Genomic DNA, 22,521 nt, shown 5'->3' with positions numbered 1-22,521 from the left:
GGGGTGTCCATGGGCGAGACCTGGACGATCCGTCGCCCGCCCACCAGGATCACCGGTATGGCTGAGTACGTCACAGTGATCGGTCTCGGATATGTCGGCCTACCGCTCGCGGTGTCCCTGGCCGGACAGGGTATCCGCGTCGCCGGGGTAGACGCTGATCCCGCCATCCGAGACGCCGTACGGGAGCGGCAGGCCCCCTTCTTCGAGCCCGGCCTCAGCGAGGCGTTGCAGCGGCTCCCCGCCGGCATGCTCACCGTTGCCGAGGCGCCACTGTCCGCCGGGCCGCCGCGGGCCGTCATCATCTGTGTCGGCACCCCGACCGATCCGGAAACCCTGCGGCCCGACCTGTCACACCTGCGGGCCGCCACGGAGACCGCGACCGCATGCATGGGTGACGACACGCTGGTCGTCGTCCGCAGCACGGTCCCGGTCGGCACCTGCCGCCAGTTTGTACTGCCTGTGCTGCGAACAAAGGTCGCCCGTCCCATGCTCGCGTTCTGCCCGGAACGGCTGATCCAGGGCACCGCCCTTGCTGAAACGATCAGCCTCCCGCAGATCATCGGCGCACTCGACGAGCGCTCCCGCACCGCCGCTGACGCTCTACACTCCTCGCTGACCGCACGGCGTGTACACGTCTCGTCCCTCGAGACAGCCGAAATGATCAAACTGGTCGGAAATGCTCACACCGATCTGATCTACGGCTTCGGCAACGAAGTCGCGCTGATGGCGACAGCCCTCGGCCTCGACGCCGATGAGGTCATCCGTTCGGCCAATTCCGACTATCCGCGGCCTGACATCGCATCACCTGGGTATGTCGGCGGCAGTTGCCTGACCAAAGATCCCTACCTGCTGATCCATTCCGCGGCCTCGGCCGGCTACTCCCCGCCGATGGTGGCCGCGGCACGACGGCTCAACGAGGAGGTTCCCACCCGGATCGTGGAACGCTTCACCCAACAGCTCACCCGACTCTCGGATCGGCCGTTCGCGGAGTCCAAGATCCTGGTGTGCGGCATGGCCTACAAGGGTAGGCCGGAAACTGACGATGTCCGCGGCGCCGCGAGTAGCACGGTCGCACGGTTACTGGGCAGTGAGGTCAAAACCCTGGCCGGGCACGACTTTCTGGTCCGCGACCACGTGGTGCGTCAACTCGGGTTCGAACCGACGGGGCTGGAGGACGGCCTTCGTGACGCGGATGGCGCCCTGCTACTGGTAGATCATCCCCGATATCGCGACATCACTGCTGATCAAATACGTTCGCTGATGCGCGGCCCACGGCTCGTGCTGGACATGTGGGGCATCGCTGAGGACGCTCTCGTCGACGCCGACGGCATCAACTATGTACGGTTCGGCCGTGGCTGACCGGGTCCTCGTCACCGGCGGCGGCGGGTTCATCGGTCATCACCTCGCCTGGCGGCTGCTCGAGGAGGGGACCGAAGTCGCAATCCTCGACGACTTCTCTCGAAGTAAACCGGACCAGGATTTCGAACGGCTGCGCCAGCACGCTCTGGTGGTGGAACACGACCTGCGCCTGCCGATTCCCGCCGGCCTGCTGTCCGGGGACTTCGACGGGGTCTACCATCTCGCCGCCGTCGTCGGAGTCCAGCGCACGATCGAGAATCCGGTCCATGTACTGCGGACCAACGTCGTGTCCACGTTGAATCTGCTCGATTGGTGTTCGTCGCAGCCACCAGGCATGCTGTTTTTCAGTTCCACCAGCGAGGTTGCGGACGGTGCGGTCGCCACTGGCCTCACCGGACTACCCGCACCGGAGTCCGTGCCCTATGTGGCAGCTGAACTATGGGCGCCGAGGACCTCGTACTCGCTCAGTAAGGCGACCGGCGAACTACTGGTGATGCAATACGCCGAGGACTTCCCTGTCCGGATCGGCCGATACCACAACGTCTACGGCCCCAGGATGGGAAATTCCCATGTCATTCCGCAGTTCCTGCGTCGAGCGCTGGACGGCGTAGATCCTTTCCCGGTCTACGGCGCGGACCAGACCCGCGCGTACTGCTACGTGGCGGACGCGGTATCCGCGACCGTCGCGGTCGCCCAGTCGGCTGGGGCGAGTGTGGTCGTCAACATCGGAAACGACACCGAAGAGATCACCGCCCGCGACCTCGCGGATCGTGTCTTCGAGGTCGCCAGCGTCCAGCCGCGGGTCGAGATCTTCGCTCCGCCACCAGGTTCACCCGAACGTCGCCTGCCCGATCTGACCACATTGCGCGGGTTGACCGGCTATCAGCCCCGAGTTCCGCTGGACCAGGGCTTGCGCCTGACCTACGAGTGGTACGCCCGGTGACCCGCGTCGTCGTGACGTTCGGGACCTACCAGGGCACTTACTCCGGAGCCGAACGCATGGCGTGGCGCACCGTGGAGAGTCTTGCCCACCAGGGACACGACATCACCGTGCTGACCGATTCACCGTCCATGGTGGATGTCCGCTGCCTGCCGGCGGACACGACGGAACTCCCGGTACAACCGGAGCTCGCGCACGCGTTCGACCTGGGCAAACCGCAGTCGGCTGACCATGGCTGGCAGCTGGCCCGACGATTCGAGATCCCCTTCGCGCTGACCCCCGCGACGGACAGTTCCGTGTGGCCCGACCCGGTGACGGGCGATCACCTTTGCCGACAGGCGGACATGCTGTTCAGTATGACTAAAGGCGAGGACGGAGTTCTGGTGGGCAAGGGGGTCTCACCCGATCGGATCACCCGCATCCCAGCGGCTCCCGATGTGGCTGGAGTGGCGAACCCCGAGCGCTTCCGGCGAGCGTACGAGATCAGCGGTCCGCTGGTGCTTTTCGTGGGTCGGCGCATCGCGTTCAAGGGTTACCGACGACTGCTGGAGACCATGCCGCTGGTCTGGCAGGCGCTGCCCGACACCGTCTTCGCCTTCGCCGGGCCGAATGCCGAACCCGATGCCGCGGCAATCTTCCAACGGCACGCCGATCCGCGAATGATCGACCTCGGCGTCGTCGACGAACAACAAAAGCACGATGCCATCGCCGCGGCGGATGTGCTGTGCCTACCATCGAGCGCCGAGGTGTTTCCCGTCGTATTCGCCGAAGCTTGGCGGCTGGGCAAGCCCGTGGTGAGCGGAGACTTCCCGGGAGCACACGATGTGGTCCGGCACTCGGTGGACGGCTTTGTCGTCCCGCCCCGGCCTGCGGCGATAGCCTCCGCTCTGGTCGAGCTGATCACCGACCCGCCGCTGCGCGCTGCGATGGGCCTGGAAGGGCTCCGCCGCGCCGAACGGGAACTGAGCTGGCACGCGGTTGCCACTGCGGTGTCGGCCGGATACCGGCGGATTCTCGGTACCACGGTGTCCATGTTCAAATGCGAGTCTTGACCACTATCGAATTTCGGTTGCTTTCGAGCAATCTTTACATGAGAAAGTGGTCGCAGCAAAATGAAATAAGCGATCAATATCCGACGCTCAACCTTCTCGTGTTCACCGTCTACCTGTCAAGTTGAACACCTGCGTCCACCGCTGTTACCTCACCGCCTCATGTCCTTCGACACGCTTTACAACCGGACCGAATGTGAACATACTGCTGGCAGCGAACATACTGGGCCATACCAGAATTCGTTCGCACCCTCTACAGGCGGAACAACGAAGAATCGGGGGAACGTGCTGTGTCCCGTGCTGCGGCATAGCCGGATTCATCTCCGGCATGCCACGACTACCCCCATGCGTGACAAATTGGGTACACACTGATGACCGGCCGCGCGCAGACACACACACCATTTCTGTCCGAGCTGCTGCAATTATCCGCCGCGCGACGCCCCGATGCGGTCGCGATCGCCGAGAACGGCGCCGACCTCACCTACGCCCAGCTATGGGCAGCCGTACGGGATTTCGGAAGGTCTCTTGCCGACCACGGGATCGGACCGGGCAGCCGCGTTCTGGTAGCGGTGCGCAGCGCCACGCTCACGGCGATGTCGGTCTACGCCGCATCACATCTCGGCGCGACCGTCTCCGTGATCGGCGACCGGTACAGCGATACCCAGCGCGAGATGATCGAGCAGGACTACGCGCCACACCTCATCCTGACCGAGCACCACGGCGAGATGATCACTGAAGCCGGTCCTGGCGGAATGGTCGACCAGACCGGAGACCCCGCTCTGGTCATCTACACTTCAGGCTCGTCAGGACAGCCAGGAGGTGTGGTCTGCCCACGGGAAGCGGTGTCGTTCAGCGTCGGCGCCATCATTCGGATGCTCGACTATCTGCCCACTGATCGAGTCCTCGCGATACCGCCTTTTTCCTTCGACTATGGCCTTTACCAACTCTTCCTGACCGCGGCGTCTGGCGCGAGTCTCGCCGTGGCTGCCCCCGGTGATGCCCTCGCCACATTCACCAGAGCCAGCGCATGGGAACCAACCGTCCTCCCGGTTCTGCCCGCGCTCGCACGGTCTTGTCTGTCACTCGCCGCCCGCTGGCCCGCCTCGGTCCGGACCGGCGTCCGCCTGATCACCAGTACCGGCGCGCACTGGGATGACGACACCCGCGCCGCGTTACGCGACCTCTTCCCTCGTGCCGGTCTGGTCTCGATGTACGGACTCACCGAGTGCAAGCGGACCACGATCTCAGCCGTAGACGAGGATCTGTCGGCACCGGGCACCGTCGGTCGCGCACTGCCCGGCACCACGGTGTGGATCCAGGGCGAGAACGGACATCCGGCCGCCCCCGGTGAGATCGGTCAGGTCATCGTGCGTGGCCCGCATGTCATGTCCGGCTACTGGGGTGATCCGGAGAGGACACGGGCCACTTTCCGGGAACACCACGGTGTCCGAGAGTTGCTGACCGGCGACAACGGTCATCTCGATGCCGAGGGCAGGCTCTACGTGCACGGCAGACGCGATGGGCAGGTCAAGATCCGCGGGACCAGGGTGTCCGCTGCCGAGATCGAGCGCGCTGCGACCGACCTTGCGACGGTCAGCATGGCCGCGCTGATATCCGGCCGAAACGGTGAACCGGTCCTGTACATCGAGGGCACCGCAACGGAAACTGAGATCCGGCGACGCATCGGCGAACTCGTCGGCACGTGGAAAATACCCAACGACATCCGAGTCCTCGCGCACCTCCCGGTCAACGACCGCGGGAAGGTCGATCTCGCCCTGCTGCGTGGGCTCGCCGACAGAAAGAGTCCCTGACATGTCGCTTTCTACCGACCAGGTACTCGCGCTCGCGAACGAGGTCGGCACGCCGTTCTACGTCTACGACCTGGCGAAGGTGCGCACCGCGGCGACAGTGTTGCGGGCCGCGCTTCCGGCTGGCGCTCAGGTGTTCTACTCACTGAAAGCCAACCCGCATCCGGATATCGTCGCGGCCTGCCTAGCGGTCGATCTAGGTGTCGAAGTGAGCAGCGACGGCGAATGGTCATCGATCCCCGCCGGCACGCCGTCTTCCTCGATCATCTATTCGGGACCGGGAAAGACCAGGGCACAACTGTCCGAGTTCGCACAACGATGGGGTGGCTACGTCACAGCTGAGAGCTTCCGAGAGCTGGCCGAGATTCGCCGCATCGGCGGCTTCGCCGGAATTCTGGTTCGAGTCAACGTGACGACCGACCGCAAGGGCGCGTCACTGACCATGTCCGGGCGAGCAAGCCAGTTCGGTATCGACGATGCCGACCTGAAGGACGGTTGGGCAGCGCACGATCTAGGCGCCGGGGACATCGTGGGGTTCCAGATCTACGCCATGTCCAACCAACCCGACGTCCAGGTGATCGGCGGCGCTGCGAGCGACGCGCTGCGCTTCGTGCAGGAGTGCGCCGAACTGTATGGCTTCCAGCCGTCGATCCTCGACCTCGGTGGCGGGTTCGCCGCGCCGTTCGGCCGTGCCGGGCGGACCGGCCTCGACGGTCTTCGAGCGGCACTGCTGACCGAACTCGCCGCTGCACCTGCGATGGCTGACACGACCCTGATCTTCGAGTCCGGCCGCTTTCTCACCGCAGCAGCGGGAACCATGTACGCGACCGTGCTCGACCGGAAACGCTCGAAGGGAAAGGAGTACCTCGTGCTAGACGCGGGCGTGAACTGCGTCGCGGGACTGCAGGCAAGTGGCCGAACCCTCCCGGCCCCGATAGATGTCGAGGTGGTGCACCGTCGGACACCGGCGGGCCGTCCTGGCCCGGTGACCGTGACCGGACCGCTGTGCACACCGTTCGACGTGCTCAATCGAGAAGTCGTGATGGACGTGGGGGTCGGGGACATCGTCCGGGTGCCGAACGTCGGCGCCTACGGACTTTCCGCCAGCGCGGTAGGCTTCTTGTCCCGTCAGTTGCCCGCCGAGGTGGTCGTGGACGGAACGGATGTGCTCGGTGCGACAAGGGTAACGATGTTGAGAGGTGCCTGTGGCTGACCAAGATACCGTGACAACGCGAACCGAAGTGGCGATCCGCCGAGCGTGCGGGATCAGCGAGACTGCCGACCTGCCGCCGGATGCCCGATTATGGGAAATGGGGATGGACTCGCTGCGGTTGGTGGAACTCGTCACGGCACTCGAGGACGAGCTGGACTTTTTCTTCCCCAACGAATACCTCACGGGGGATACGTTCGCCACCGTCGAGTCCACATTGGAGGTTGTTCGGCGGTTCGCGACGTGAGCGGCCACGAGCATCCCACTGCCCCACTCACCGAAGCGATCGAACGAATCGGCCGACGTGCCGCTTCAGCCGATGCCGAGGCAGCGTTCTCCGAGGAAACGCTCGCCGATCTCGGCGCGAGTGGCCTCCTACATGCCATGGTCCCGCCAGAGGCGGGCGGCCTGGGCTTCACCGATGGTCAGTTCTGCGCAGCTGCCGTCAGTCTCGGCGCAGCGTGCCTGTCGACCGCATATGTGTGGGTGATGCACTGCCAGCAGGCGGACCTCGTGTTCCGGCACGGGTCGCCGGTGGTCCGCAAGGCCGCCCGGAAGGTGATCGACGACGGGCAATTACTCTGCTCAGTAACAACCGAACGGCAGGGCGCCGACACGTTGTACCCCGGCATCGCCACTGCGAATACGTCATTGGCTGCTGGGAGGTCACCGGGTTCTTGGCTATTGCAACGGGACGCTCCTGTAGTATCCGCCGCGCGTCACGCCGGCGCGTTCCTGGTCACCGCCGCGGGTGCGGACTCCAACACCGTCACCATGGCGTGGGTACCTGCGTCCGCGACTCTGGACGGCGTTGCGGGCATGCGGAAATGCTCACCACTCAACGGTATGCGTGCCACCGAGAACCGTTCGCTCGTACTGGAAGCCGAAGGTGACGAGGATTTGCTGATCGGCGGAGCGCTGGGGTTCTCCGGAGTAGCGAAGGCTCGCTGGAGCAGGCTCGCTCATCTCGGCTGGGCGGCATCGTGGGTGGGGGCCGCCGCGCATGTCATCGAACAAGCCACCGGCGGACCAGCACGCAAACGATTCGCGCGCAGACGAGCCGTCGGCAGCATGCCGCGGGCCTCGCTCGCCAGAGCAGTATGGGAGCTGGAATCCGTCACCGGGGCGTTGCTGCGCCATCAGCAGGAATTGTCAGGGGAAACCACGGGCATCCGCGTGAACGAACATGTCACCGTGCGGTCCAACCTGCTCAAGGTCGGCGCTTCGGAGACCTGCTTCCGTGTTGTGGACAGTGTGGTCGCCGATATCGGCGCACCCGCATTGGCCCCGGGCAGCGATATCGAACGGCACTGGCGCGATCTTCGGATGACAGCCCTCGTCACTCGCAACGACGCGCTGCTCGTCGGCACAGGAAACTTGCTGTCCCTGCGTGCGTATCAAATGCGAACGCTGGTAGAAGATTTATGGGCAAGCTGAAGTAGCAAGCCAATCGCTTGACAAGACTGTGACTTCGATTGACTATTCAGTAAGTAGTTCCTGGGGTTTCCACCGAAACTGGGGTTTTCGTTGTTGATCAGATCGCTGGCCGGGGTGGCCGAAACACAGTACGAGGTCGACTGGGGAAATGGCATCAGTCGGCGCCTGCTCGTTACGGCGGATAACATGGGGTTTTCCGTCTGTCACACGATTGTCCGGGCAGGTACTTGTTCGTTTCTGGAGTACCGCACCCATTTGGAGGCCTGCTTTTGCGTGGCCGGTTCTGGGGAGATCGAAGACGTCGACGGTACCGTTCACCGGATCACCCCAGGCGTGCTGTACGCGCTCGACAACCACGACCGGCATTATCTGCGTGCGGACCGGGACAACGATCTAGTACTGGTGAGCGTGTTCAATCCACCACTGCACGGCACCGAACGGCATTCCCTGGACCAACTCGAGGCTTCGTCATACTGATGCACCGCAACAGTTGTCGAAATGCAACAAATACCGCCGAGGTGTAGACGGGTGTTTCATCGGTCCATCATGAATATCGGCCGACCTCGCGATTGACCACGTCTTCGATGTCTTCACCTTGAGGGGCCGGAAAGATTTCAGACAGCGGATATTTGGTTTCTCTACGCTGCATGATTCCGATCGAACCACTCGGACTCTACTTCGGTTGGGGTGCGGCAGTCAATTCCGAAATGAAGCCGAATCAGGTTGTACCGCAACTCGATATAGCTCGTGAGGTCCTACCCTGCATGCTCACGTGTCGGGTACTCGGTGCGGTTGACACGCTCGTTCTTCAGGGTGCCGTTGAACGATTCTACCCAGGCATTGTCGAAGCACGTGCCAGTGCGGCCGACGGAACGCCGGACACCTAATTCTGTCGCGACGGAGGCGAATTCACCGGATCCTGTTCGTCGCATTTCCTGGATCAAAGCATATCCGGATGTATCCGCCCGCAGCACTATACGAATCTTCGGCAGCATGCCCCACGCGACGCTACAACCATAGCCGTGGACGTCGCCGCACGGGGGATACGCAAGCAGTCGAGGCCACGCGAATCCTGTTGGTGCAGATGAACATAACTGCCACGATCCCGCGCACCGAGACCGTTGAGGGTCCGGGGTTCAAATAGATCATCCCGCTGGTTCGAGCTTCCCTCACCGCCAGCACATTGCGCACCTACAACACCTACCTGACCCGCCTCGAGAACACCTCGGGCGAACGGCACATCGCACCATCCCGCGCTACGACACCAGAAATGGCGAACACCGTGCGCGCCAACAGCACGCAGAACCGCGCCGGCCGCGGCGGCAGCAATATCGTGCGGCCGCGCCACCCTGAACTAGGGAGGAGAAATACTGGTCTAACAAGCGTGAGCACATCGGTCCAGGCGAGAAACTGCCTGACGAGGTCTAGCAATGCCTTTGTCCCGCCCGCGCATTCGCCTCGTCAAATACCTGCAACCACATCGGCTGACATCAGCCGTACCGCCTGCCCGCGTTGCACCCATAGGTGGCCGACGACAGCGCCTACGATCCACAACCTGGCTCCGACATACCGGATAGGGATCCGATCCTGGACGCGCTCTGCTGTTTCGATGCAATCGCGGCACTGGGTCATCACAGCTCGTCCCAGCCGCGGCCCGGAGCGACCGCCACATGGGGAAGCGAGTTCTATCCGTCCTTCGGCAGCTACTACTCGCGGCGCTCGGAGCCGTGGTGGACCAAGCTCGTGACCGACCGTGAGTTCCGCACCGCCGTGCTCGGCGATGTGAGCGACGGCGCTCTGGCTGATGCCCTTTGGGAGGTCGCGGCGCAAGCCGAGCGAGTAGGTGACGGCGGATGGGGCGTTTGGTCCGTCACGAGCGCACCCGTGCGGCAGCTCATCGCCGCCGCCCAGGATCGTGAGACCTGAGCCCCGCACGGCTCGTGCCTCACCGCTGATTCGATTCCGAGCTTCTCTTTATACCCCTGAGCAGCTACTATTCACTCCAGATAAAGTGACATAGATCCGCTCGAACACCCCGTTGTGGCCTATATGCCGTATTGAGGGGAAAGAGTCCCCTCTCGCGCACCCTTTACTACGCACCCGTGGCGATCTGCCGGGAATCGGCGCTGTAGCGAACCCTCGCTCCGCGGCCGGACGTTCGCGACGTCCACGGCCCGTCAGGTACGCGAATTCGTGAACAGCCGGTGTGGCCGGTCTTTATGCTGACGCACACTGGCGTCGGCCATTGTCCGCGGCAGTGTCAGTGGGAGGGACACGGGGTGGGCAGCATCGATGATTGGTATCAGAATCGGGCTCACCGAGGCGATCTCGATCCCCGCTACGATTTCGCCAGCGACGATCGACCTGATCGCCTGCAGTTCGGAGAGCTACCCCAGCGCGAATGGATGGTGCGTCCGGAGAAGCGCGGGCCGCGCAAGCAGCCGGTCGCGACGGCGGCGAAGCGAAAACCCTCGGCGAGAAAAACGAAGGCGCACCGCCGAACCCGAGCCGAGCGGGCGCGGCCGCCATGGGAGCTGTTCGTTCGGAGCTGGCTTCACAAACACCCCAACGCCGGCAACTCGCAGTGCCGCGCGGCCGCGCAGCGGGCCGGATTTCCGATCGACAAGAAGGCTGTAGCGAGTGTGCGGCGGGCCCTCGCCGCGGAAAGAGCCGCGAAGCCGACGCAGGGCCGTGACCGCGGCCCACAGCGTCTCGACGAACAAGCCAGGATCGCGCGGCAGATCGAACAGAACAGGGCCGCGGCACGGCTGCAACGTCAACAAGCCGCGGCGGTCGTCGCCGAAGAACGGGCCACCGAGCAGCGACTCGCTTTCATCAGGGATTGGCTGGCCCGGCACCCGAGCGCCCTCGACTCCGCCTGCCACGAAGCAGCGCATCGCAGCGGATTGCACGCTGTCACCATGAATATGATCGCGCGGGTTCGCCGCGGAATGGATCTACAGCCGCAGGCCGGGAAGACGGCGGCCGTCGGCAAGGCGCGCCGGAACAGAGCCCGCCCCGCGCTCGCAGGCCCGACATCGCCGCCGGAAACCGGAACCCGTTGCCCGGCATGCGACATGGTGCCCGACGCGGTGACCGGCCATTGCCGGTGTAGCTGAGCCCACACGCTTCTGCCTCGACAGCGGACCGCTCGCGACGTCGGTGCCGGCTCTCGGCAGCGGACCGCTCGCGACGTCGGTGCCGGCTGACGATATACCGTGCCAGCGGACGGCTCATGGAGCAATGGAACCTGCGCCCGGCAGGTCGACAACTCGCGTGATCTGAGAACCGCGAGCACACAGCTCGAGATCGAGAATCGGGTGCGCGCTGGAGTCCCGCTCGCACCCCGAAAGCCTCGACGAATCGGGCGTTCGACCAACGCGCGTCCAGGCCCCTCGGCGACTGTCGCCCGACCGGCCAGGGCACTGCTCCTGAGCGCAGCAGTGTCGCGTCCGTCACGGTGGCGAGCAGTTGGCGAACCGAGCTGATTCATCGTTCAAGCGTTCGAGACGCGAACCGAAGTCGGTGGGCGGCAGCCCGGTAGCAGTCGAGACGGCACTGGTCGGACACCCGACCGAGGGCCGGGAACCTTTACGCAGACTGGACATTTCGGGCAAGGCCGGGGCGAGGAGCGACGATCCTCCTGGTCGTATCCGGTGCCGTACGGGGCACTGGCAACCGGAGGGCAGCGCAGGATTGAGCTGCGATCAAGGCCGCCGGTCGATATGATGAGTCGGTTTGATCGCGCCGAGATTTGCTGCGGTCGAGCAACTTTCACGTACCGGCGAGTAGGAGTTTCGGGTATGACGTCTCGTCCGGCCGTGGCCGCCTCTGCCGAGTCACCTCAGCGCTCGACTATGCCTGGGACCGGGTGGTTTCCGTTATCGACCTAGCCCCAAGCGCTGCTCGATCGTCGCCGCCCAGGCGACTCCCCCGTTCTTCCCATCGTCCGTCAGGCCCATTCGAGGAGCCCCTCCATCGTGCATTCGTCGCAGCCTCCCCAACTCAATCACCCGGGCGGAGCCACACCGCCGGCGGCCGACAGCGGCCCTGACGAGCAACGGTTTCGCATCTTCACCGAAGACTTCGCGCGCGACCCGCACAGTTTCTATCGCGCCATGCGACAGCGTCACCCGAAACTGGTTCCGATCGAGATCGATGAAGGCGTACCCGCCACGTTGGTGATCAATTACGACACGGCGAAGCGAATTCTGCACGATCCCGATCACTTCTCCGCGGACCCGCGGATGTGGCAGCAGATTCTCAGCCACCAATGGCCCGGCCGGAAGTTCGACTTCATGCCGATGGTGGAATACCGGACCAATGCCCTGCGCAGCGACGGCAATACCGCGGTGCACCGGCGGTATCGCACCGCGACCCAGGACGCGCTCGCGGGCGTCAAGCTCTCCGAACTCGAGAGACAGCTGCGGGTCGTCGCGCATGAGCAGATCAACTCCTTCTGCACACAGGGAGCGGGGGTCGACAACCCCTTCGATCTCGTTACGGGCTACATCCTGCCGACCATGGGCGCGATGCTGAACTACATGGTCGGTTCGACACCGGACATCATCGCGAGAATCGCCAAGGCCAGCGCCGATCTGTTCGACGGACAGGATACGGCCGACACGAACCGGCAGCTGGAATCGGCGCTCACCGACTTGATCATGATGAAACGAGAAACTCTCGGCGACGACATCACGTCGCGATTGATCATGCATCCGGCCGCGCTGTCGACCGAGGAGATCGTGCAGCAGCTGGTCACCTGTCTCTCCGCGGGTACTCAACTTCCGGCCGATCTCGCCGCCAGCGCGCTGCGATTGATCCTCACCGAATTCAGCCCGGACGGCACGGCTTTGTCCACCAAGACCGCGCTGATCCAGGTGCTGGTGAACGATCCGCCGCTGGCGAACTATCTGCTGACCTATCCCCGGCATCCGGTGCTGGTCGAGGACAGGTGGCTGCCCGCGCACGAACCGGTGATCGTCAGCATGGCGGCGTGCAGCAGCAACCCCAGTCTGAATGTGCAGCAGGATTTCTACCACGACGGGTGGCATTTCAGCTGGGGCCTCGGCCCGCACGAATGCCCGCAGCATGCCCAGAACCATTCCTACACGCTGATCACGGGCCTGATCGACACGCTCCTCGACATTCTCCCGGATATTCAACTGGCGGTGCCCGAACAGCAATTGCTGTGGCGGAAGGGACCTTTCGCACGCGGTCTGGTCAGTCTGCCCGTCACTTTCGCCCCGACGCCGCAGGTACCGCGTGAGCTGTATTCGGCCCCCCAACTCGGCCCGATTTGAAGTCGCACGTTCGGCGGTAGGAGATTGCATGGGATGACGATGAATGTTTGATCGTACGAAGACCGGGGCCACCGGAGTATCAGGCCCCGGCCGCTGGACTTTCCGCGTCCGGGCCGACACCGTGCCATAAGCGCGGGTATCTGGGCGCGGGGCAATGATGCTGAGTGGGTACACCATGACAATAACCAATCTGCCCGGTCCTACCGACGTGGTCGACAATTCTTCCGAGCCACCGCTCGGTTCGACCGACCCCGGGCCTGTTACCGCATTGCGGCAGATCATCTTCGGCCGGCACTGGTCGCTCCATCAGGAATTGCGGGCTGTGGTAGCCGATCTCGGCGACCGACCCCGAGCAGGGCTCACCTACGACGAGGAAACCCTGATCGCGCCCGGCCTGCTCCGGCAAGTGATTGCCCGATTGGGGCGGCCTGCGAGAGAGATCGCCGCCGACCACCAGCTTCGCGGCGCGCTGTGCGACGCCGCTCAAGTGTCCGCCCCCAGATTGCTGCTGATCCTGACCGGGCACTTCTCGCTGACGATCAGCGCGATCACCCGATTGGGCAACGGCTCGGCCTATCAACAGCAGGCCCTGGACGAACTCGACAGCGGGAAAACCATCGGTGTGCTCATGCTGACCGAGCTGGGCGGCACCAACGGCAACGACCATCAGGCCGTCGCCGAGTGGGACGCCGGCACCGAAGGCTTCTGGATCACCACTCGGACCGCGCAGGCGTGGAAGTTCATGCCCAACGCGGCCTCGACGATCCCGAAAACGGCGGTGGTCACCGCCCGACTCCTGGTCGAGGGCGCCGACCAGGGTGTGCTGCCGTTCCTGGTGCGTTTGCGCACCACGCCGACGCGGCGCAGGCGCGTAATGCTCGCTCTCATGCGGGCTTTCGCTCCCAAGTCCGAGATCGCCCGGCGGCTGCGGGTGTCCACCGGGCTGGCTCCGGGGCTCCAGGCAGCGACCTTACCGCCGAAGAGTTCCGCGGCGATGGATCACGGTCTGTATCGGTTCACCCGGGTGTGGGTGCCGCGCGACGCGCTGCTCGGCGGCGATTGGGCACAGATCACCGAGGACGGGCGCTTCGTGTGCGAGGTGCCACACCACGCGCGGTTCCATCGCGCCATCGCCGTCCTCGGGGACGGACGGCTGGACCTCGCCAACGCCGCGATTGCCTCCGCACGCGCCGGATTGGCCGGGTTGACAGGCTATTCGCGACAGCGGCGCCCCGGGAAAGGCATGGTGATGGCCGAGCGCGACAATGTTCGGCTGGATCTCGTCTCCGGGATCGCGGCGGTGTACGCGTGCAGTGTGCTCGGGCGCCGAATCCGCGACCAGCGCGCGGCCTCCGACTCCGACGACCGCGTCCACGCCCTGTGGGCGATGCTCGCCAAACCACTGCTCAGCGACACCACGCTGAAGATTCTGACGGCGTGCCAGCAACTCGCGGGCGCACAGGGCGCGCTGCGCAGCAATCTGATCAGCGATTGGATCGGCAATACCAAGGCGATCATCACCGCCGAGGGCGCGAACAGGATCCTCCAGGTCAAAGCCGGCCAGCAGCCGGGGCTCGAAAATCTGCGACTGCCCGGCACTCCCGAGGACCTGCCGTGGTACCTGGACATGCTGATTGCACGCGAACGCCGGATCGCCGACAGCCTTCGCAACGGTGTCCTGGACCCAGCGAGCCGAGCCGACGGCCCGGAAACCGCCGCGGTCGAACTGGCCGAGGCGACCGCCCAGCGGCTGGCAGCCACGAGCCTGCACCTGGAGTCGATGAGCACCACCGAGCCGACCGCTCGCCGGCTCGCGGAAGCCGCCGCGGCGACCTTCGCGCTCGAGTGTGTGCACAGCCACGGAGCATGGTTCAGCGCGCACCCGGACCTGGAGCGGGTGGGACACGAACTGCGCCGGAATCGCGCGATCCTGGCCGACCACCTGCCGACCCTCTGCGCGGGCTTCGACCTGCCCGATCTGCAGTTCGCGCCGATCTTCTCCGCGGATTATCTGCGCTGGTACGAGGATTTCGCGGGCTGGACCTCGTGACCGCACGGGCACCTCGTCGACGACCAGAAAGGATGAGCTGAGAGCCTGCCGAACTCGTCGATCGGATACAGCGCGAGATCACGTTCTCGCGCTGGTCCCGAACAACTGTCTGCGTGGCATTGGCGCCACAATCCCGCACCCTGCGCACGACAGTGCTTGTTGGGTAGAGGCTTCTTTCGGACCATAGTCGGCACTGCGGCAATGGCCTCGCCTGACCTGCTTCGTCACCCTGTACGACGATGTCTTTCGCCCGATCAGACTGCATTGCGCGCTGGGGAGTGCGTGCTCGGAATGCCCGGCTGGTCCTGCACCCGCGATGCTCTCGGAGCAACTGTTCACCTATGCGATAACGGCTGAACGTGTTGACCGACCTCCGATCGATTCGCGAAATCCCCTCCCCTGCAGCGTCGCCCGGGTGGCGAAGGTCGCGGCCGTGAAAACGACCGGCATCGCCCATTTGTCGGGGCCGTCGCCCACGGCGAGGTGGGAGGCCGCCGCGCCGCCGTAGACGAAGACCAGGCCCGCGTAGGCCCATTCCTTGGCTCGGGGGTGCCCCGGGGTGAGGATTGTGGCGAGGGCGGCGGTCTTGGCAACGCCGAGGATGGTGGCGAAGTACATGGGGTAGCCGAGGTGATCGAAAGACTCACGGACGTAGGCGATTCGGGCGAGGTCCCAGTAGGCGCCGACGGCGGTTTCGGCCAGGACGGCGGTGACCGGGATCCAGCGGGCGAGTTTCAGGGCGCGTGAACGTCGTGCGGTGGTCATGGTGTGCTCCTTGGTTCTGTCAGGCGGTGATGGAGGTCGCGGCGCGGTGCAGAGCGGCGGCCAGGCGGAGGTTTTCGGGGGCGTTGAAGGCAAAGGCCGCGCGACGGCGGGTGTAGCCGTAGGCCAGTCCGCTGTGCGGGTCGGCGAAGCCGTCCGAGCCGGCGGAACCGGTGTGGCCGAACGCGTGTGCGCCGAGGAACGGGTACAGCACGCTCTTGGCTTCGAATCCGAGGGCGTAGGGGGCGCGGTCGCCGCGCACCAGGTCGAAGCCGCTCGAATGGATCGCCGCGATGGTGGTGATGGTGTCCAGGGACAGCAGTGGTTCCCGGTCGCCGATGCCGGTGGTGGCGGCCGCGTACATCGCCGCTACGCCGTGCGCGCTGCCGACACCACCGACCGAAGCCTGGCCGAGCCTGCGCAGCGTGGGATCGTTCGGCAGGGCCATGACATCGGCGGGGGTGAAGTCGCGGGCGTTCAGGTTGTAGGAGATGCCCGCGATGCTGTGCGGGTTGGGTGAGTTCGCGGCGAAGGCCGCGGTCATCGCCGGGGTCGCCTGCCAAGGGAGGATCGGCCGGTAGCGGTGGTCGAGATCGGGCGGTAGCCCGAGGTGGACGTCGAGATCGTAGGGTGCGCGGATTCGCTGCTCGAACAACTGCTGGACGGTGCTGCCGGTGACCGCTCGCACCACCTCCCCCACGATGGCGTAGGTGACGAAGCCGCCGTAGCCGTGTACCTCGCCCGGCTCGAAGAGCGGCCGCTGACCCACCACGCGCTCGGCGATGACCCGCTCGTCCGCCAGTTCGGCGACGGTGAAACCGCCTTCGACGCCGACGATTCCGGATCGGTGCACGAGCACGTCCCGCACCGTGATGCGCTACTTGCCCGCTGTGGCGAAGCGTGGCCAGAACTGTGCGACCGGCCGGTCGATGTCCAGGGCTTCGTCCTGGATCAACAAGGCCGTCACGAGGGCCGCGGCGCCCTTGGTCGTCGAATGCAGCCCGGTCAGTGTGGTGCCCGACACCTCGGGCCCCGTCCACAGGTCCACAACCTTGCGGCCGCGCACGAAGGCGGCGAGCTGAGCGCCGTCCGCCTCGGTGACGGCGGCGGCGAATTCGGTACGCACGTCCTCGAATCCGGGGGCGACGGTGCCGTGTACGTCGATCGTGTCCACGGGTTTTCCTTCCCTGCGGTCCGCCGCACTCGGACGCGGCGGATGTTCTGCTGCCCTGACGTACGGCGCGAACCGAACGTGACTCCGCCGGGCGGATCCCCAGCCCGGTCACGTTTCCCGGACCCGATTCGTCATCAGTGCGAGACACGATCGAGGAGGACCCGTGCACGACACTCAGCTACTGGCCGAACGGTTCGAAGCCAATCGGACCCATCTGCGGGCCGTCGCCTATCGGATGCTGGGCTCCCGTACCGAGGCCGAGGACGCGGTGCAGGAGGCGTGGCTGCGGCTGGCGCGCACCGACACCACCGAGGTCGGCAATCTCGGCGGCTGGCTGACCACCGTGGTGGGCCGGGTCTGCCTGGACATGCTGCGCTCCCGCCGAACTCGCAACGAGGAGCCGCTGGACAACGCTCGACTCCCCGATCCGGTGGTCACGAGCGAGACCGCGACCGACCCGGAACACGAAGCGCTACTTGCTGATTCGGTCGGCCTGGCACTCATGGTGGTGCTCGAATCGCTGAGCCCGGCCGAACGTCTCGCCTTCGTCCTGCACGACCTGTTCGCCCTGCCCTACGAGCAGATCGCGCCCATCGTCGACCGCACCCCGCAAACCGCCAAGAAGCTGGCCAGCCAAGCACGCCGCCGCGTCCAGGGCGCCACACCCGGACCGGACGCCGATCTGCCCCGCGGCCGCCGCGTCGTCGACGCGTTCCTGACCGCGGCCCGCGGCGGCGACTTCGATGAACTCCTGCGCCTGCTCGACCCCGACGTGGTGCTGCGCGCCGATGCCGGCGAGGCGATGCGCGTGATCCGCGGTGCGGCCGCGGTAGGCGCGCAAGCGGAGACCTTCCACCGCATGGCCACCCGGTGCACCGTTTACCCGGCGCTGGTCGACGGACGGGTCGGTCTGGTCAATACCGTTGCCGGGCAACCATTCTCGATCATCGGCTTCACCGTCACCGACGACCGCATCACCGGTATCGATATTCTTTCCGACCGGGAGCGGCTGGCCCGTCTGGATCTGAGCGCCGTGCTCGGATGAGCGTTATCAGGGTGAGAGTTCCGCCGACTTCGAAGCGTCTCCCGCCGGCCCCTCGATATCGCCGAGTATATTGGCAGTCCAGTCGCGGCAGGCGGCTCGACCTCGATGAACTCGTGTATGAGCGCGAGAGGACATGACCGAAGCGAACGCGCATTCGACACCCGTCTTGTACCGAACGCCGAGTCGGGGGGATCTGGCCGGGATCCAGATACTGGACGGGGAAGCGTTTCCCGATCATCGTTATCCGTTTTTCGTCCTCCGCCAGCTGCTGGAAGCGTCCAGCTCGCGTAGCTTCGTCGCTGTGCGACCCGGCGAAAACCACGCCGACCGGCTTGTCGGATATGCGCTGTGCATCGGCGAAGGCAAGCGCGCTTGGTTGGTCAGCCTGGCGGTCTCCTCGGATCACCGTGGACGGGGCATCGGTTTCGGCCTTCTAGAACGCTGCGTGCAGCTGTACAGGGAGCAGCAGGGCGTGGACGAGGTCCTGCTGGCTGTCGATCCGGCGAACGAGCCCGCCCACAACCTCTTCGAAGGTTTCGGCTTCTCGCTTGTCGAGCGCGACAACCGGTACTTCGGCGACGGCGAGCCGCGCGACATCCTGATCTACAAACTCCCTCGACCCACGATCACCTAAGACCGGAATCCGAACCCCGTTTCCCACCAACGCTTTACGCTGGAAGAAGACTCACATCGGGGAGACAGAGGTGAGCTTTGGATATCGGGTCCGGAACGCGGGTGGTGTTCCGTGGCGTGCAGGTGGAAGACCTCTCGGCGATCATCGAGTTGGAGCGCGAGCTGTTCGGAGGCGATGCCTACCCCTACTGGGTACTACGCCAGTTGTTCGATCTGAACGGTCCACACTGGGTGATAGCCGAACACCGGGGGGCGATCATCGGCTATGCCGTTGTCGGCATCGATGCGCGACGCCGCTGCTGGGTGATGACGTTGGCGATCTCTAAAACCTATCGGGGCTATGGATTCGGTCGCGCACTCCTGGAACGCGCGGTCCTCAACGGTCGCGCCGCGCTGGCCGATAGCGTGTATCTGACAGTTCGCCCGGCCGACGGGGTCGCCAACAATCTGTACACGACCTGCAATTTCCGGCACGACAGCCATGACGACCAGTACTTCGGCATAGGAGAGCCGCGCAATGTCCTGGTCCGTGACCTGCACCCGCCATCAGCCACGGATGTCCGCGACCCGTGGACGAAACGCTCGTCCAATCAGTAGCTGAAATGCATTGCTATGGTGGGTGTCACATCAGAACAACGATGTAGGAGCACCCGGGGGGAGCACCATGTTCGATCATGAAGATCTGTCGGCGGAAGCGAAAAAGAAGGCGGAAGCGATAGCCGCAATGGCCGACGTGATCAAACGGCGCTGCGAAAAGAGCTACGCCCCCGAAGTGGCGAAACACCTCGACAAGGTCGGTACGGGCGTAACGCACCCGGACGAGGAGCAGTTGCTCGACAGCATGAACACCTATGTCGAGCTGCTCATCGACGTGTATGTCAGGGCTCGCATTTCAGCCATGGGTGACCGTACGGTTTTCGAACAGATCTATCTCACCGCGGCCGAAGAATGGAAGAATGTGGCCGCCGAACCGGATCTCCCGAACGTCGAAAAGCTCAAGCCCCTGTTGAGTGCCCTGCTGGCCGCCGAGGTGGAGTTGCGTGGCCCACGACGCCTGAGCCGCACCCAAAGCGCCCGGCTGGCCCGAGTTTACGAGTCGCTGGGCCAGGGACTGCTTACGATGGGGCTGGCCGCCCATGCGGCTCTGGCCTACCTGCGTGGCACCGAATTGCACCGCCAGAAAGAGGATTTCGCGGGCCAGGACAGATGCGGCCTGGCCTTGGCGAGAGCGCGGCGCCAAGCGGTGTTCCCGCGATGGCGCCGGCTGCCAGGTTGGCTTTCGGATCTTCTGTGCGGCTATGGTTTCCGGCCGTTCTGGCTTCTCGGCTGGATGGCGGCGCTGTTGCTGATCTTCGCCGCGGGGCTGTGGTCGACAACATCGCTGCCCTTGAGTTCGGCGATTCACATGGTGCTCGTCAACTTCCTCAACCCGGTGGGCTTCGGTGATCTCGACGACGTCAACACGACCGGACGAATTCTGCTGATCATCGAGTCCTACTCCGGAATCGTGCTCATTTCCGTGTTCTTCGCGCTACTGGTGCGGCGCTGGTTCCGGCTCTGATCGCCGGCTACACCGACCTGATCATGTTCTCGCGCAGGCTCTCGAAGACCGCCAGAGACAGGCGGTCCCGCAGCTGGTCGACAATCGCGTGCCACTCCCGGGTGAAACCTGGTCGCTCCTGCAGCGAACTCCACAGATCGAGCAGGTCTGTCGGCGTGTGCGCGCCAGGCATCCAGAGATGCGCCAGTTGAGTGAGTGTCGGCGCGAGCACGTCTATGTGCTGCTGTTGATCGGGAGCCGCGATGTCGGTATCGGCCAGCGCTGCGGATCCGAGCGTCAACAGCCAATCGTGCACGCCGAGATCCTCACAGAATCGGGGCACCTGATCGAGCTCGGCCTCGTTCCGCACGGAAATCAGCACGGTCCGGACCCGATCCGCACCGAGTTTGAAGACCAGTCGCGGCTGGCCGGGCCGCCCGATCCGGGCTGCCCAGCGCATCCGGGTCGGACGCGTGCGCAGAGGCACACGCTGATCGAGCTGCTTGTTCATCCTGATTCGTCCGAGCAATCGGTCGCAGATCGCTTTCAGATTCAACGAATCCGGCATCGAATCGTTCGACAGGAACCCCGCGACCAACTCGTCGGAGGTGGTCGGGGTGACCTTGGAAACCACCTCCAGCACACCATGATGATCCAGGTAATGCTCCCAGGGGCGCCGCTTGTCGCTTTCGGCTCGAACCACCCGAGTCTGCGCGGAACTCTGCAGAACGCGCCCACCATAGACCACCGCGCGCAGAGCCACCGTCCCGATCGCGCGCATCTCCGACCGCCTCGGTGTCACCAGCAAGCAGTCCACTCCCTCGGTGATGTCCGGAGAGGTCGCCAGCGGGATCGGCCGTTCCCGCCACGCGATGCCGAGATCAGACATCAGACCGAGCAGCTCGTTCAGTGAATCACGGTGCATAACAGTCGAATTCGGCAGGAGCGCAGTAACCACCTCACCGAATTCGATCAGCGGGCCCTCGGGCGCGGGTGTACGCGGCTGGCTGCCCGCACTGCGGGTGAGCAAGCGGACGCGTCTTGCGCGACGCTGCACTCGCAGGGCCGGACTGGAACGGTCGACGGATACCGGCCGCGCCGCCGGGAACCACGGCTGCGGCATGTCAGGATCCGCTCACAGTGAACTGCGTCATCCGATCCGTCACCGCACGTGGAACATCCACGCCCTCGACACGCCCGCGCTCGACGATTTGATCGACCACGGCGTCGTCGAGCCTGACATGCTCGAGTATCAACCGGACCGCGTCCTCGATCCGCAGATATCGCTGCGGCAGTACCGAAAAAGAGTGGTAGGCGGCGAAAGGCTTGGCCTTCGGCTCGAGTTGGAGCACGGCGGGCATATCCCACCAGTCCTTCCACTCCGCCGGCCAGTGGGCACCCGTGGGATCGGGCTGCCAATGAAATGGCTCGACAACGGCCTCACCCTGGTAGCGCAGCATCCCCAGGCGCAGCAGTTGCCAGATCGAGGCCAGATACGGGCACGACCATTTGATCGGATCCCCGGTCGGCGCAGAGCCCTTTTTGGGCGGCCGGTTGCTCCACATCTCCACATCGAGAAAGATCGAATGCTCACGACGGCCGAGTTCTTCCGAGGGCCGATAGTCCAATCCGTGCATCGCCTGCCCCGAGACGTGATCGGATTCACGTCGCCCGTTACACAACCAACCGGATTCCTTGGCGGGTGGGCGGCGGCCGTTCATACCCGGCAAAGGCTGGTGCACGATCCGCTCGCGTACCATTTCGGCCAGCTTGATGACCGCGCCGTCCGGCGCCGCCGGGGGCACCCGCCAGCAGCCGGCCTCGCGTGCCAGGTAGTCGATGGTGAGGCCGAACTCCGCGGCCGCAGCCAGCAGTTTGGGAACGATGACCGTGGGATGGGTTTGCTGCAGCTTCCTGCCGCTGAGCCGAAAGTAGTCGTCGATCAGAAAGCACGTGCTGACCCGCGCATCCGCGCCGTACTCCGCCTTGGCGATCAACCGCTGCGCTTCCACGATTCGGGAGACCTTGCGGAACTGCGCCCTGATCCGGTCAGCACCGTTGGCGAGATCCATCATGTAGAAGTGCCCCACCTCTATCGACACATGCGACAGGGGTATCTCGGCGACGCGCGGACGTTCGGTCGCCTCGACGTAGCCTGCAACGGTTTCCACTGGGTTCGAAACCCCTTTCCGAGAAGATGGTTCGCCGATC

General features: G+C 64.8%; 20 protein-coding genes and 1 pseudogene. 16 read left to right on the top strand and 5 right to left on the bottom strand.

The genetic code is table 11. From position 1 onward, the window contains the following. Positions 1-9: 9 nt before the first annotated feature. From AB0I43_RS31270 to AB0I43_RS31235, 8 genes are all read left to right on the top strand, one after another. Positions 10-1,359: a nucleotide sugar dehydrogenase gene (locus AB0I43_RS31270; protein WP_357433067.1), complete on the top strand. Its 1,350-nt coding sequence runs from the start codon at positions 10-12 to the stop codon at positions 1,357-1,359. Next, positions 1,352-2,302 carry an NAD-dependent epimerase/dehydratase family protein gene (locus AB0I43_RS31265; protein WP_357433066.1) on the top strand — a complete coding sequence of 317 codons (951 nt, stop codon included), beginning with the start codon at positions 1,352-1,354 and terminating at the stop codon, positions 2,300-2,302. Before AB0I43_RS31270 ends, AB0I43_RS31265 begins: the two co-directional genes overlap by 8 nt. After that, positions 2,299-3,351, top strand: coding sequence for a glycosyltransferase family 4 protein (locus AB0I43_RS31260; protein ID WP_357433065.1), 1,053 nt, complete (start codon positions 2,299-2,301; stop codon positions 3,349-3,351). Before AB0I43_RS31265 ends, AB0I43_RS31260 begins: the two co-directional genes overlap by 4 nt. Positions 3,352-3,719: 368 nt before the next feature. Next, positions 3,720-5,159, top strand: coding sequence for a class I adenylate-forming enzyme family protein (locus tag AB0I43_RS31255; RefSeq protein WP_357433064.1), 1,440 nt, complete (start codon positions 3,720-3,722; stop codon positions 5,157-5,159). Position 5,160: 1 nt separating this feature from the next. Further along, a complete protein-coding gene (locus tag AB0I43_RS31250) occupies positions 5,161-6,369 on the top strand; it encodes a hypothetical protein (protein ID WP_357433063.1) in 1,209 nt (402 codons plus the stop codon). After that, entirely contained in the window at positions 6,362-6,613 is a 252-nt protein-coding gene (locus AB0I43_RS31245; RefSeq protein ID WP_357433062.1) for a phosphopantetheine-binding protein, read from the top strand. Before AB0I43_RS31250 ends, AB0I43_RS31245 begins: the two co-directional genes overlap by 8 nt. Continuing rightward, a complete protein-coding gene (locus AB0I43_RS31240) occupies positions 6,610-7,803 on the top strand; it encodes an acyl-CoA dehydrogenase family protein (RefSeq protein ID WP_357433061.1) in 1,194 nt (397 codons plus the stop codon). The genes AB0I43_RS31245 and AB0I43_RS31240 overlap by 4 nt, the downstream gene beginning before the upstream one ends. 93 nt (positions 7,804-7,896) lie before the next feature. Next, positions 7,897-8,280, top strand: coding sequence for an ectoine synthase (locus AB0I43_RS31235; protein WP_357433060.1), 384 nt, complete (start codon positions 7,897-7,899; stop codon positions 8,278-8,280). 278 nt (positions 8,281-8,558) lie between these two features. Here AB0I43_RS31235 and AB0I43_RS31230 read toward each other — a convergent pair whose 3' ends face one another. Further along, the gene (locus tag AB0I43_RS31230) at positions 8,559-8,798 is read right to left on the bottom strand and encodes an integrase core domain-containing protein (RefSeq protein ID WP_357433059.1); all 240 of its coding nucleotides are present in this window, start codon (positions 8,796-8,798) and stop codon (positions 8,559-8,561) included. 529 nt (positions 8,799-9,327) lie between these two features. Between AB0I43_RS31230 and AB0I43_RS31225 the strand changes: the two genes are divergently transcribed. The 4 genes from AB0I43_RS31225 (at position 9,328) to AB0I43_RS31210 (ending at position 15,156) form a co-directional block, all read left to right on the top strand. Continuing rightward, on the top strand, positions 9,328-9,729 hold the full coding sequence (locus AB0I43_RS31225) for a hypothetical protein (RefSeq protein ID WP_357433058.1): 402 nt from the start codon (positions 9,328-9,330) through the stop codon (positions 9,727-9,729). Between the two features lie 353 nt (positions 9,730-10,082). After that, positions 10,083-10,922: a hypothetical protein gene (locus AB0I43_RS31220; RefSeq protein ID WP_356971268.1), complete on the top strand. Its 840-nt coding sequence runs from the start codon at positions 10,083-10,085 to the stop codon at positions 10,920-10,922. 999 nt (positions 10,923-11,921) lie between these two features. Continuing rightward, positions 11,922-13,106: a cytochrome P450 gene (locus tag AB0I43_RS31215; protein ID WP_357433057.1), complete on the top strand. Its 1,185-nt coding sequence runs from the start codon at positions 11,922-11,924 to the stop codon at positions 13,104-13,106. Between the two features lie 175 nt (positions 13,107-13,281). Then, entirely contained in the window at positions 13,282-15,156 is a 1,875-nt protein-coding gene (locus tag AB0I43_RS31210; protein ID WP_357433056.1) for an acyl-CoA dehydrogenase family protein, read from the top strand. Between the two features lie 339 nt (positions 15,157-15,495). On the opposite strand, the gene AB0I43_RS31205 is transcribed toward AB0I43_RS31210, so the two are convergent. Both AB0I43_RS31205 and AB0I43_RS31200 read right to left on the bottom strand, forming a co-directional pair. After that, the gene (locus AB0I43_RS31205) at positions 15,496-15,921 is read right to left on the bottom strand and encodes a DoxX family protein (protein WP_356971273.1); all 426 of its coding nucleotides are present in this window, start codon (positions 15,919-15,921) and stop codon (positions 15,496-15,498) included. A 19-nt stretch (positions 15,922-15,940) separates the two neighbouring features. Then, positions 15,941-17,044, bottom strand: a pseudogene (locus AB0I43_RS31200) (serine hydrolase domain-containing protein). Positions 17,045-17,255: 211 nt separating this feature from the next. Between AB0I43_RS31200 and AB0I43_RS31195 the strand changes: the two are divergent. From AB0I43_RS31195 to AB0I43_RS31180, 4 genes are all read left to right on the top strand, one after another. Further along, on the top strand, positions 17,256-18,137 hold the full coding sequence (locus AB0I43_RS31195) for a sigma-70 family RNA polymerase sigma factor (RefSeq protein ID WP_356971275.1): 882 nt from the start codon (positions 17,256-17,258) through the stop codon (positions 18,135-18,137). A 133-nt stretch (positions 18,138-18,270) separates the two neighbouring features. Next, positions 18,271-18,771, top strand: coding sequence for an N-acetyltransferase (locus tag AB0I43_RS31190; RefSeq protein WP_356971277.1), 501 nt, complete (start codon positions 18,271-18,273; stop codon positions 18,769-18,771). A 77-nt stretch (positions 18,772-18,848) separates the two neighbouring features. After that, entirely contained in the window at positions 18,849-19,367 is a 519-nt protein-coding gene (locus AB0I43_RS31185; RefSeq protein ID WP_356971279.1) for a GNAT family N-acetyltransferase, read from the top strand. A 67-nt stretch (positions 19,368-19,434) separates the two neighbouring features. Continuing rightward, the gene (locus tag AB0I43_RS31180) at positions 19,435-20,331 is read left to right on the top strand and encodes a potassium channel family protein (RefSeq protein ID WP_356971280.1); all 897 of its coding nucleotides are present in this window, start codon (positions 19,435-19,437) and stop codon (positions 20,329-20,331) included. Positions 20,332-20,338: 7 nt separating this feature from the next. On the opposite strand, the gene AB0I43_RS31175 is transcribed toward AB0I43_RS31180, so the two are convergent. Both AB0I43_RS31175 and AB0I43_RS31170 read right to left on the bottom strand, forming a co-directional pair. Then, on the bottom strand, positions 20,339-21,433 hold the full coding sequence (locus tag AB0I43_RS31175; RefSeq protein ID WP_356971282.1) for an SCO2521 family protein: 1,095 nt from the start codon (positions 21,431-21,433) through the stop codon (positions 20,339-20,341). Position 21,434: 1 nt separating this feature from the next. Continuing rightward, positions 21,435-22,481 carry an SCO2522 family protein gene (locus AB0I43_RS31170; protein WP_356971284.1) on the bottom strand — a complete coding sequence of 349 codons (1,047 nt, stop codon included), beginning with the start codon at positions 22,479-22,481 and terminating at the stop codon, positions 21,435-21,437. Positions 22,482-22,521: the final 40 nt, after the last annotated feature.

The organism is Nocardia sp. NPDC050435, assembly GCF_040655395.1.
Lineage (GTDB): Bacteria > Actinomycetota > Actinomycetes > Mycobacteriales > Mycobacteriaceae > Nocardia.
The sequence above is the reverse complement of the archived record's forward strand: the minus strand, read 5'-3'. Positions and strand labels throughout refer to the sequence as shown.